Here is an 11,265-nt window from a genome sequence, read left to right as displayed (position 1 = left end):
CTGCCCATCCGCCCGTGGCCGAGCGTCTGCTTGATGGTCAGGTCGGCCGACCCGCCGCACCCAATTCGTCGTCCGCAATAACCCAACCGGCAAAGGGTGGCCACTATGCGGCGACAATAGGGCGTCCTGTTCACGAACTGGCCTAACTGGCTGTCGACGAACGCGTTATGGCCGCTTCTGCGGCATCCCACTATGGTCCGGCACCGGTTAATCTTGAGGGGACAACATGCGCATCGTCGATACGCACCTACACCTGGTCTTCATGGACCGCTTCACCTACCCTTGGCTCGCTGGCGCCGGCGCCCTCAACCGCGACTGGCATGCCGAAGCCTATTTCACCGAGGCCGAAAAGCTCGGCATCGAAGCCGCCCTCCACATGGAGGTTGATGTCGCCGAGAGCGATATGGAAGCCGAAACCCGCTTCGTCCTCGGCGCCCACCCGAAGATCGCCGGCGCCATCGCCGCCTGCCGTCCGGAGAGCCCGGATTTCCCCGCCTATCTCGACCGCCTCGCCGCCATCCCCGGCGTCAAGGCATTCCGCCGCATCCTCCACACCTCGCCCGACGAGTTGAGCCAGTCCCCGCTCTTCGCCGAAAACCTCCGCCTCCTCGGCAGCAGGAATCTCCCCTTCGACCTTTGCGTGCTGGCCCGCCAACTGCCGGTGGGTGGTGAGCTCGTTGCCAAGTGCCCGGACACCCAGTTCATCCTCGATCACTGCGGCGTGCCCGATGTCGCCGGCAACGCCATCGACCCTTGGCGCGACAATATCAAGAAGCTCGCCGAACTCCCCAACGTCGCCGCCAAGATCTCCGGCATCGTCGCCTATGCCGACCCGAACTGGACCGTCGACGACCTCCGCCCCTACGTCGAACACATCATCGACAGTTTCGGCTGGGACCGCGTCGTCTTCGGCTCGGACTATCCGGTGCTGACCCTCACCGCCGACCTCACCCGCTGGGTCACCGCACTCAAGGAAATCGTAGGCGGCGCGAGCCCCGATGAGCAAGCCAAACTCTTCCACCGCAACGCCGAGCGCCTCTACCGCCTCTGATCTATCAGCGTGACAGCCTGATCTATATGTGAAAGAACCATTCATATAAGAATGACCGCGCGAACGGTCGGGGGAGGCAACTTGAGCATCGATGTTGGAGCGCTGCGCCAGAGTTGGCCGCGACCGTCCGTGCCGAAGCCGATCGTCGTCATCGGCGCCGGCGGTATCGTCAACGATGCCCATCTGCCCGCCTACCGCCTCGCCGACTTCCCGGTCGCCGGCATCTTCGACCTCAATCCCGATCGAGCTCGGACAGTGGCGGAAAAATGGGGCATCCCCGCCTTCACCACCCTCGAAGCAGCTATCGCCACGCCCGCCGTCGTCTACGATCTGGCGCTTCCGCCCGGCGCTCATCTCGACGTGCTGCCCAAACTCCCGGAGGGCGCCGCAGTCCTGCTGCAAAAGCCGATGGGCCGCGATCTCGCCGAAGCCACCGCCATCCTGAACCTCTGCCGCGACAAGCATCTCAAAGCCGCCGTCAACTTCCAGCTCCGCTTCTCACCCATGATGCTGGCGGTCGCCGATACACTGGAACGCGGCTGGCTCGGCCGCTTGATCGATGTCGAAGTCCACCTCAACCTCGTCACCCCCTGGCACCTCTTCCCCTTCCTCAAGGGCATGCTGCGCGTCGAGATCGCCGTGCACTCGATCCACTACCTCGACACCATCCGCGCCTTCCTCGGCAACCCGACCGGCGTCCACGCCCGCACCCTCGGCCACCCCGGCACGGATCTCGCCCAGACCCGCACCTCGGCCCTGTTCGACTTCGCCCCCGACCAGCGCGTCACCTTCTCGATCAACCACAACCACGATTTCGGCCGTCGATTCCAGGACGCGAGCTTTCGGTTCGAAGGCACCGAAGGCGCCGCCCTCGTAAAACTCGGCCTGCTGCTCAACTACCCCGAAGGCGAGCCGGACGAACTCTGGATCACCCGCAAGGGCGACGACTGGACCCAGGTCCCCCTAGAGGGAAAGTGGTTCCCGCACGCCTTCATCGGCACCATGAGCAACCTCCAGCGCTACGCCGCCGGCGAGGACGCCGTGCTTGTCACTTCCGTCGAAGACGCGTGGCACACCATGGCCCTCGCCGAAGCCGCCTTCGAATCCGCCACCAAACCCGCTACCCCCGTGAGAGCCGCACCATGACCCTCCCACTCGATGGCGTTCTCGTCGTCGATCTCTGCCAGTTCCTCTCCGGCCCCTATGCCTCGCTGCGCCTGCAGGATCTCGGCGCCCGCGTCATCAAGATCGAGCGCCCCGATGGCGGCGACCTCAGCCGCCGCCTCTATCTCAGCGACACCGAAATCGGCGGCGACAGCACCATTTTCCATGCCATCAACCGCAGTAAGGAGAGCCTCGCGCTCGACCTGAAGAGCCCGGCCGATATCGCTGCGCTGCGGAAGCTTCTGGCTAAGGCCGACGTCACCCTCCAGAACTTCCGCCCCGGCGTCATCGAACGCCTCGGCCTCGACTACGATAGCGTCAAAGCCATCAATCCCGGCATCGTCTACGCCTCCATAACAGGTTATGGCGACGAAGGTCCGTGGGTGCAGCGTCCGGGCCAGGACCTGTTGGCCCAGGCCCGTTCCGGCGTCATGTGGCTCAACGGCGACCACGACCAGGGCCCGGTCCCCTTCGGCCTCGCCATTGCCGACATGCTGGCCGGCGCCGCCGTGGCGCAGGGCATCCTCGCCGCCCTCGTCCAGAAAGGGCGCACCGGCAAGGGCGCCCATGTCGAGACCAGCCTCCTCGAAGCCCTGATCGACTTCCAGTTCGAGGTGCTGACCACGCATCTCAACGACGGCCGGCGCACGCCCAAGCGCTCCGGCTTCCGCTCCGCCCACGCCTATCTCTCCGCCCCCTATGGCGTCTACCCGACCGCCGATGGTTGGCTCGCCCTCGCCATGACCCCGCTCGGCAGGATCCGCGACCTGCTCAAACTGGCGGCCCTCGACGGCTACGCCACCGATCCCAAGAGCTGGTTCAGCGCCCGCGACGAGATCAAGCGCATCATCGCCGAACGGCTCGCCACCAAGGCAACCGCGGAGTGGCTCGCGATCCTCGAGCCCGCCGACATCTGGTGCGCTAAAGTGCTCGAGTGGCCCGAGTTGATGGAGAGCGAAGGCTTCAAGGCCCTCGACATGCTGCAGACCGTCACCCGCGACGACGGCGTCTCCATCCTCACCACCCGCTCGCCGCTCCGCATCGACGGCCAGCGCACCCAGACCCACCGAGCTGCCCCCCTTATCGGCGAGCAGAGCGCCGCCATCCGCAAGGAGTTCGATCTGTGACCACCCTCAAGGGCATGACCTGGAGCCACCCGCGAGGCTATGACCCGATGGTAGCCACCGCCAACGCCTGGGCCGACAAGACCGGCGTCAGCATCGATTGGGACAAACGGAGCCTCCAGGATTTCGAGTCCTTCCCCGTCGAGGAACTGGCCCGCCAGTACGACCTGATCGTCATCGATCATCCGCATGTCGGCCAGGTCGTCTCCGAAGGCTGCCTTACTCCCCTCGACATTCCCGGCCGCGAAGCTGAGCGAGAGGCTCTGGCCGGGGGCTCAGTCGGCCGCTCCTACCCGAGCTACGAATATGCCGGCCACCAATGGGCCTTCCCCATCGATGCCGCCACGCAGGTGATGGCCTACCGCGCCGATCTCGTCGAAACCCCCAAGGACTGGGACGGCGTCGTCGCGCTGGCCAAAGACGGTCACGTCACCTTCCCGCTCCTCGCCCCGCATTCGATGATGAGCTTCTTCACCCTCACGGCGAACTTGGGCCACCCCTGCTCGGTCGAAAACGGCCCTCTGGTCGAGACCGCCACCGGCACCCGCGCCATCGAGATGATCGCCGAAGTCGCCGCCTACATCGAGCCGTCGAACTTCGCCATGGACCCCATCGCCGCCTCCGAAGCGATGGCGCGCAACGACGCCAAAGTCGCGCTCATGCCGCTCGGCTATGGCTATGTCAGCTACGCCGTCGAGGGCTTCCGGCCGCACCAGCTGACCTTCGCCGATATCCCCCTGCCCGGTGCAAAAGGCTCCGCCCTCGGGGGCACCGGCATCGCCATCTCAGCGTTCTCCAGGCACCGCGACGCGGCCATCGACTACGCCTATTGGGTCGCCTCCGCCGACGTGCAGCGCGGCCTCTATGCCACCTCCGGCGGCCAGCCCGGCCACGCTGCCGCCTGGGAAGACGATGCGGTCAACGCCGCTGCCGGCAACTTCTATCGCGATACGCGGAAAACCCTCGAAGGCGCCTATGTCCGCCCGCGCCACAACGGCTACATGGCCTTCCAGGATGCCGCCTCCAAGCGCCTCAATGCCGGCCTGATCAACCGCGAAGCTGCCGCGACCATCCTCGCCGACGTCGATCGCCTCTACCGGGAGAGCTTCTGATGGAACGCCCGCGCCACTTCGAGGACTACGTCGTCGGCGACGTGAGAAAGACCACCGGCCGCACCGTCACCGAAACCGATTTCGTCGTCCACGCCGGCCACACGGGGGATTTCTTCCCCCACCACATGGACGCCGAGTTCATGAAGGCCTCCGAGTTCGGCCAGCGCATCGCCCACGGCACCATGACTTTCGCCATCGGCATCGGCCTCACCGCCACGGAAATCAATCCGCTCGCCTTCACCTACGGCTACGAACGCCTGCGCTTCCCCAAGCCCGTCTTCATCGGCGACACCATCCACACCGAGCTGACCATCAGCGCGTTGGACGATGACCCCAAGCGCCCCCAATACGGCCGCATCACCGAGGAAGTGCGGGTGATCAACCAGCGCGGCGAAACTGTGCTGGCGTGCCAGCACATCTACCTGGCGCAGCGCCGGGGCTGAGCTAGATGCGCTCTTCCGTCACCGGGTCGTAGAGGTTGATCGAGGCGGCATCGACGCCGAGCTTCAGCGTGTCGCCAGGCTTCGGCCGGTGCTTGGGCCCGAGGCGCGCGGTCAGCAACTGCTCGCCGATCTTGACCACCACCATCGTGTCCGGCCCGGTCGGTTCCACCACATCGACGATGCCGGTCAGCGTCGCCGCGCCCTCGCCGCCATGCAGCGTTTCCGGCCGGATGCCCGCGACCACTTCCCGCCCGACATAGGCCGAAGCATCCTGCTCGATCCCCGGCAGCGCCAGCACACCATTGGCATGGCGGAGCTGCACCCCCCCTTCAGCCGCTTCCAGCGTCCCGCGCAGAAAATTCATCGTCGGCGAGCCGATGAAGCCGGCGACGAACATGTTGGCCGGTTTGGTATAGATCGTCTCGGGGTCGGCGAGCTGCTGGATCACTCCGCCCTTCATCACCGCGACTTGCGTGCCGAGCGTCAGCGCCTCGACCTGGTCGTGCGTCACGTAGACAGTGGTGGTGCCCAGCCGGTCATGCAGCCGCTTGATCTCGGTGCGCATCTCGACGCGAAGCTTCGCATCGAGGTTGGAGAGCGGTTCGTCGAACAGGAACAGCTCCGGGTTGCGCACGATGGCGCGCCCCATGGCGACGCGCTGGCGCTGGCCGCCCGATAGCTGCCCGGGCTTGCGGTCGAGCAGGTGCCTGATCTGCAAGAGGTCGGCCGCACGGTCCACCGCGGCATCGCGTTCCTTGGTGTCGACCTTTCGCATCTCGAGGCCGAAACCGATGTTCCGGCGCACCGACATGGTGGGGTAGAGCGCGTAGCTCTGGAACACCATGGCGATGTTGCGGTCCTTGGGATGCACGTCGTTGACGTTGCGTTCCCCGATCACGATGTCGCCGCCAGAACTCGTCTCAAGCCCGGCGATGATCGCGAGCAGCGTGGACTTGCCGCAGCCGGATGGTCCGAGCAGCACGAGGAAGCCGCCGTCCTCGACCTTGATGTCGATATTATTCAGCACCTCGACGGCGCCAAAGCTCTTGCGGACAGAGTTGATCGAGAGCGTTGCCATGGTCGCCTAACCTTTGACTGCACCGGCCGTTAGGCCGGCGACCATCGCGCGCTGCACGATGGCAAACAGCACGATGACGGGGAGAATGGAAATCATGCCGCCGGCCGCCAGCATGCCCCAAGGCAACTGGAATTCGCCGACCATCAGTTGCAGGCCCACCGGCCAGGTGCGGGAGCCCTGGCTCGTCGTCAGCATCAGCGCGAACAGGAACTCGTTCCATGCCGCGATGGCGACGAACACGCAGGTGGCGAGCAGCCCATTCCGCGCGATCGGGATCACCACCATGAACATGGCGCCGATGCGGGTAGTGCCGTCGATGCGCGCCGCACTCTCGAGCTCCTTGGGCGCCGCGTCGAAGAAGCCTTTCAGCATCCAGACGAACAGCGGGAGCAGGAAGCTCGTGTAGGCAATCGCGAGACCGAGGGTGGAGTCGAGCAGCCCGACCTGCCGCATGATGATGAACAGCGGAATGATCATCAGCACCGCCGGGAACATGCGGACGACGAGGTACCCGAGCATCATCTGCGTCCGGCCCTTGAACTGGAAACGGCTGAACGCGTAGGCGGCGATCGTCCCCGTCAGGAGGCACAGCATCACCGTGACCGAGGTGACGATCAGGCTGTTGATCACCAGCACCGGATAGCCCGACTGGTTCCAGAGCTTGACGTAGTTCTCGAACGTGATGCGCGGCGGGATGTAGTGCATCGTCCGCGTGACGATGTCCTCCTCGTATTTGAGCGAGGTGAGGAAGGTCCAGACGATCGGCCCAATGCAGACGATCGCGAGGCCGATCAGCACGATATAGCTGACGATGTCCCAGAGGAGTTTGCTGCCGGAGCGGGTCTGCTGTGCCATGGCGTCAGTCCTCGTTCACTTTGGAGAGCTTCACATAGGCCCAAGCAAAGCCCATCAGAAGGACGAACATCACCACCGAGAGCGCGCCCGCATAGCCGAAGTTGAAGTCCTTGTAGGCGGTCTGGAACGCATAGAGGCTGAGCACCTGCGTCGAGCGCCCGGGTCCGCCGCTGGTGAGGATCAGCAGCAGGTCCGGCGAGTTGACGAGGCCGATGACACGCAGGATCACCGCCGCCGCGACCACCGTGCGCAGCATCGGCAGCGTGATCAGCCGCAACTGGGCGAACGGCCCGGCGCCGTCGATATCGGCCGCCTTGTAGAGGTCGGTCGGAATGCCCTTGAGCCCGGCCAGCAGCAGCAGCGTGAAGAAGGGGAAACTGTGCCAGGCCTCGACCACGATCGCCGCCGCCATGGCGGTCGAGGGGTCGGCGAACCAGGCCTTGTAGCCGTCGAGCAGCCCAACCTTCATCAAGAGGTCGTTGATCACCCCGAGCCGCGGATCGAGCATCAGCGCCCATATATGGCCGGCGACCACGTTGGGCAGGAAATACGGGAGCAGGATCAGCACCGCCAGCACCTTCGATCCCGGCAGGTTCCGGTTCAGCGCCAGCGCGGCAATGAGGCCGATCAGGAATTCGAGCGCAATTGCCGAGGTCACCCAGACCGCCGTATTGCGCAGCGATACCCAGAAGATCGGGTCCCTGAGCATGCGCTGATAGTGCTTGAACCCGACCCAGTCGGTACCGAGGTCCGGCCGGTTGAGCCGCATCTCGCGAAAGCTCATCTGCATGCCATAAAGGGTGGGATAGATCACCACCGCGCAGATCAGCAGCGCGCTCGGCAGCAGCAGCAGGTACATCCAGTACCGCGTCTCGCTCAACTCGCCGATCAGGCGGACGGGGTTGTAGCGGTCCCATGCCGTACGCGGCGGTGGCAGGGTCGTGCCAAGGTTCGCGGTCATGCGGCCTCATCGGTATTGCATAGGGGGCGGCGGCCGGATGCACCGGCCGCCGGTATGCGGGATCAGGCGATGGCCTGGTTGAGACCGTCGATGATCTCGTCGACCGCCTGCTCGGGCGTTGCTTCCTTGATCAGGACACGCTGGAAGGCGGGGAGCACGACGCTCTCCGACCAACCGGCAAAGCCCGGGAAGCTCGGCTGCGGGATGCCGAAGCGCAGCGTGTCGGCCGCCGGCTTGTAGAGCGGGTTGCCGATGATGCGCTCGTCCTGCGCCGCCTTGGTCGAAGCCGGGAAATAGCCGGTCTTTTCGAGGAAGGCGACGGCCGCGTCGGGCTCGCCCCAGAACTTGATCCACTCCCAGCTGGCATCGATCGTCTCGGGCTTGGTCGAAGTGTTGTAGGCGTAGCCGAGGCGGGACACGCGGTTCACCGGGCCGGCCGGGATGGCCGCCGTGGCGAACTGCTCGCCGGCCTTCAGGAGCTTAGCATTGTCCTGGAACGAGCCGGTGTGATGCCACAGCATGGCGGTCTGACCGGTCTGGAAGGCTTCCATGATCTGGCGGAAGCCGTCATTGGGCGCGCTGGGCGGCACCGCGCCGTCCTTGGTGAGCAGACCTGCCCACCAGTCGATGGCTTCGATGGCCTTGTCGCGGTCGAGGCTGATCGAGCCGTCCTCGTGCATCAGCTTGGCGCCGAAGCCTTCCATCACGTTGATCACGAAGGCCTGGCCGCCGGCACCGCCGCGCATGCCGAAGCCGAAGCGCCCCTTGGCCGGATCGGTCAGCTTGATCGCGGCGTCGCGGAACTCGGCATAGGTGGTCGGCGGCGCGAGGCCGGCTTCGTCGAACCAGTCCTTGCGGTAATACATCCAGTCGACGAACGTGAAGGCCGGCACACCATAGACCTTGCCCTCCTTGGTGATCGAGGCGAAACGCACGTCGTCGAAGTCCGAACGGCGGTCCCAGGCCGCGATCCGGTCGGTGAGATCGTTGAGCGCACCCATGGCGAGCAGGTCGGCGAAACGCTCGGACGAGACCATGGTCACGTCCGGCCGGCTCCCCGACACCACGGCCGCGGTCACCTTGGCCATGAACTCGGGGTTGGGGATGTTCTCCTGCGTTACCGCCACCTCGGGATGCGCGGCTGCAAACAGCTTCATCACCTCGTCGAGCCCGGCGAACTCGGACTGGCTGGTGAAAGTGTGCCAGTAGTTGATCGCCGTCGACTGCGCGAACGCGGCCTTGGGCAACAGGGCCGACGCCGCCAGAGCGCCGCCACCCAGCTTCAGCACGGAACGTCTATCGAGCTTAGTCATCTCAACTCCTCCCAAAGTTTGATCGTTCAATACCTTAATCTGATATATCAGTGCCATGGTACTAATGTAGCAGGCGGATTAATTCGCTCCTTGACTTCGACCTTTCCGATCGCTTTCTCGTCGAGCTTCTTGAAGTCGAACTGGTAGCCGAGCCCCGGCTCGTCGCTGACCGTCAGGTTACCGTCGACGATCGAGAGCGGCCCGAGCTTATCCAGCCCCTTGATCTGCTCCTCGTTCATCACGAGCTGCTCGTAATAATCGTTGTTCGAGATTGCCGCACAGATCTGGGCGTTTTCGAGCCCCATGCCGTGCACCTGCGCCCGCATGCCGTGGCTTTCCGAGAGATGCGCCACCTTCATCGAGCCGGTAAAGCCGCCCTTGTAGAAGGAGGAGACGCGCGTCATGTCGAGCGCCTTGGCCTCGATCCAGGTCGCCATGTTGCCATGGACGCCATCCGAGGTTTCAGCCGCGAGGATCGGGATATCGAGCTTCTCGCAGAGCTTGGTATAGGCCCCGAGGTGGAACTCGCGCATCGGCTCCTCGTACCAGAGGAACCCCAGGTCCTGAATCGCCTTGCCGAACTCGAGCGCGTTGACATAGTCCCAGCCGGCCGAGCCGTCGAACATCAGGTCCGCATCCGGACCGACCCATTTTCTGAGGTTCTTGCACAACTCGATATCGCGCTTCACCGGCCCGCCCCAGGCGTGCAGCTTGAATGCCTTGAAGCCGACATCGCGGCTCATCTTGATGTAGCGCTCGTACTCATCCATCGTCGGCCAGGTGACCGTCGAGGCATAGGCCGGCACGACGCGGTCGTCCCCGCCCAGCATCTGATAGATCGGCATCTTGGCGTGCTGCGATTTCACGTCCCAGGCGAGGATGTCGAGAATGCCGAGCGAGCGCATGTGGATTTCCTCGACCCGGTCGATCTCCCAGATCAGCCGCCACAGCCGCTCGGTCAGCAGTGGGTTCTCGCCGATGAACTCGTGGTAGCGCCGCCGCACCAGGTCGAGCACCGCCTCACCGCGGTTGACTTCGACCGCGCCATAGAGCCCGGAATCGGTCTCCATCCGGATGATCGCATTATGCGGCTTCGACCCGCGCGGGATATCGCCGTGCGAGCCCGGCAACCCATCGCGCCAGATGAACTTCGGCCCGGGCTCAGCCTCGACCAGCCAACCCGTAAAGCCCGTGATCTTCATGTGTGTCTCCCAAAAACAGAACTCTTGGCGGCCCTCCAGGCAGGACTTGGCTTCGCCAGGTCCGCCCGAGGCCGCTAACCCTTCTCCGCGCCCGACAGCATGCCGGAGCGCACGAACCGCTGTGCGGCCATGAAAATCAGCAGCACCGGCAGCACCACGAGGATGGCGGCAAGCACCACCTCCGGCTTCTTGATCGGCACATCGTTGGACGGAAGATTCGAAAGCGCCCCCGATCCCGAGACCAGCGCCGTCAGCCCCACCGGCAGGTTGTAGAGCTTGTCGTCGCTGAGCAGCACGAAGGCGAGGAAGTAGTTCGACCAGATGCCGAGGAAGCTGAAGAACGCCACGAGCGCGACGATCGGCTTCGCCAGCGGCAGCGCGATGCGGCTGAACAGCTCGAACCGGTTGGCGCCATCGACCCGGGCCGAGTCCATCACGCCCTTAGGCAAAGAGGTCGAGAAGTAGACATAGGTGAGGTAGACGCCGAACGGGAAGAAACCAGAAGCAAGGATCAGCCCCGCATAGGTGTTGCTGAGGCCCAGCATGTTGAGCTCGAGAAAGATCGGCAGCACCACCGCCGTCGAAGGCGTGATCATCGCGATCAGCGTCAGGATGAGCATGAGCCTGCGACCCGGAAACTCCGAGGCGGCCAGCGCGTAGCCCGCCGGAATGCAGGCAACGAGCGACAGCAGCACGCCGCCCACTACATAGATCAGCGAGTTCACCGTCCAGGTGAGGATCTGGAAATTGTTGTACGTGGTGAGGTTCGTCCACGTGCGGACGAACGAGTCCCAATCACCGAGAGCGAACGGCGGCTGGGTCAGCAGCGACGCCTCCGACCGCGTCCCGGCAATGAACAGCCACAGCAGCGGAATGCCGTAAAAGCACACCGCGAAGGCCAGCGTCGCGAAGACGACGAACCGGCCAGGATTAAGGCGCAACGGGGCGCGTCTGGTGCTCAT

At 64.6% G+C, this 11,265-nt stretch carries 11 protein-coding genes; 5 read left to right on the top strand and 6 right to left on the bottom strand.

Annotated elements, in window-relative coordinates; translation table 11 throughout:
• The first annotated feature begins 226 nt into the window (after positions 1-226).
• From ACOYW5_RS19315 to ACOYW5_RS19295, 5 genes are read left to right on the top strand one after another with little or no spacing between them, the layout of a single operon-like run.
• The gene (locus tag ACOYW5_RS19315) at positions 227-1,051 is read left to right on the top strand and encodes an amidohydrolase family protein (protein ID WP_423066510.1); all 825 of its coding nucleotides are present in this window, start codon (positions 227-229) and stop codon (positions 1,049-1,051) included.
• Between the two features lie 51 nt (positions 1,052-1,102).
• On the top strand, positions 1,103-2,197 hold the full coding sequence (locus tag ACOYW5_RS19310) for a Gfo/Idh/MocA family protein (protein WP_423066509.1): 1,095 nt from the start codon (positions 1,103-1,105) through the stop codon (positions 2,195-2,197).
• The gene (locus ACOYW5_RS19305) at positions 2,194-3,342 is read left to right on the top strand and encodes a CaiB/BaiF CoA transferase family protein (protein ID WP_423066508.1); all 1,149 of its coding nucleotides are present in this window, start codon (positions 2,194-2,196) and stop codon (positions 3,340-3,342) included. Before ACOYW5_RS19310 ends, ACOYW5_RS19305 begins: the two co-directional genes overlap by 4 nt.
• 14 nt (positions 3,343-3,356) lie before the next feature.
• Positions 3,357-4,451, top strand: a complete 1,095-nt coding sequence (locus ACOYW5_RS19300; RefSeq protein ID WP_423069503.1) for an extracellular solute-binding protein — start codon at positions 3,357-3,359, stop codon at positions 4,449-4,451.
• Positions 4,451-4,894, top strand: coding sequence for a MaoC/PaaZ C-terminal domain-containing protein (locus ACOYW5_RS19295; protein ID WP_423066507.1), 444 nt, complete (start codon positions 4,451-4,453; stop codon positions 4,892-4,894). Before ACOYW5_RS19300 ends, ACOYW5_RS19295 begins: the two co-directional genes overlap by 1 nt.
• A 1-nt stretch (position 4,895) precedes the next feature.
• Here the strand turns inward: ACOYW5_RS19295 and ACOYW5_RS19290 are convergent, their stop codons facing one another.
• From ACOYW5_RS19290 to ACOYW5_RS19265, 6 genes are all read right to left on the bottom strand, one after another.
• Complete coding sequence (locus tag ACOYW5_RS19290; protein ID WP_423066506.1) at positions 4,896-5,972, bottom strand: ABC transporter ATP-binding protein; 1,077 nt, start codon at positions 5,970-5,972, stop codon at positions 4,896-4,898.
• Between the two features lie 6 nt (positions 5,973-5,978).
• Complete coding sequence (locus tag ACOYW5_RS19285) at positions 5,979-6,827, bottom strand: carbohydrate ABC transporter permease (protein WP_423066505.1); 849 nt, start codon at positions 6,825-6,827, stop codon at positions 5,979-5,981.
• Positions 6,828-6,831: 4 nt separating this feature from the next.
• Positions 6,832-7,788: a carbohydrate ABC transporter permease gene (locus tag ACOYW5_RS19280; RefSeq protein ID WP_423066504.1), complete on the bottom strand. Its 957-nt coding sequence runs from the start codon at positions 7,786-7,788 to the stop codon at positions 6,832-6,834.
• Positions 7,789-7,850: 62 nt separating this feature from the next.
• Positions 7,851-9,101: an extracellular solute-binding protein gene (locus ACOYW5_RS19275; protein ID WP_423066503.1), complete on the bottom strand. Its 1,251-nt coding sequence runs from the start codon at positions 9,099-9,101 to the stop codon at positions 7,851-7,853.
• 47 nt (positions 9,102-9,148) lie between these two features.
• Positions 9,149-10,303 (bottom strand): enolase C-terminal domain-like protein, encoded by a 1,155-nt coding sequence (locus ACOYW5_RS19270; RefSeq protein WP_423066502.1) that lies wholly within the window; start codon positions 10,301-10,303, stop codon positions 9,149-9,151.
• Positions 10,304-10,377: 74 nt separating this feature from the next.
• Entirely contained in the window at positions 10,378-11,265 is an 888-nt protein-coding gene (locus ACOYW5_RS19265; protein WP_423066501.1) for a carbohydrate ABC transporter permease, read from the bottom strand.

The organism is Devosia sp. CN2-171, assembly GCF_049354815.1.
In the GTDB taxonomy this organism is placed as follows: domain Bacteria; phylum Pseudomonadota; class Alphaproteobacteria; order Rhizobiales; family Devosiaceae; genus Devosia_A.
This window is presented reverse-complemented; position numbering and strand designations above follow the sequence as displayed.

Coding starts and splice junctions, on each gene's coding strand:
- ACOYW5_RS19310 (WP_423066509.1), top strand. CDS start 1,103: ATGACCGCGCGAACGGTCGGGGGAGGCAACTTGAGCATCGATGTTGGA.
- ACOYW5_RS19280 (WP_423066504.1), bottom strand. CDS start 7,788: ATGACCGCGAACCTTGGCACGACCCTGCCACCGCCGCGTACGGCATGG.
- ACOYW5_RS19285 (WP_423066505.1), bottom strand. CDS start 6,827: ATGGCACAGCAGACCCGCTCCGGCAGCAAACTCCTCTGGGACATCGTC.
- ACOYW5_RS19295 (WP_423066507.1), top strand. CDS start 4,451: ATGGAACGCCCGCGCCACTTCGAGGACTACGTCGTCGGCGACGTGAGA.
- ACOYW5_RS19275 (WP_423066503.1), bottom strand. CDS start 9,101: ATGACTAAGCTCGATAGACGTTCCGTGCTGAAGCTGGGTGGCGGCGCT.
- ACOYW5_RS19270 (WP_423066502.1), bottom strand. CDS start 10,303: ATGAAGATCACGGGCTTTACGGGTTGGCTGGTCGAGGCTGAGCCCGGG.
- ACOYW5_RS19290 (WP_423066506.1), bottom strand. CDS start 5,972: ATGGCAACGCTCTCGATCAACTCTGTCCGCAAGAGCTTTGGCGCCGTC.
- ACOYW5_RS19315 (WP_423066510.1), top strand. CDS start 227: ATGCGCATCGTCGATACGCACCTACACCTGGTCTTCATGGACCGCTTC.
- ACOYW5_RS19265 (WP_423066501.1), bottom strand. CDS start 11,265: ATGAGCACCAGACGCGCCCCGTTGCGCCTTAATCCTGGCCGGTTCGTC.
- ACOYW5_RS19300 (WP_423069503.1), top strand. CDS start 3,357: ATGACCTGGAGCCACCCGCGAGGCTATGACCCGATGGTAGCCACCGCC.
- ACOYW5_RS19305 (WP_423066508.1), top strand. CDS start 2,194: ATGACCCTCCCACTCGATGGCGTTCTCGTCGTCGATCTCTGCCAGTTC.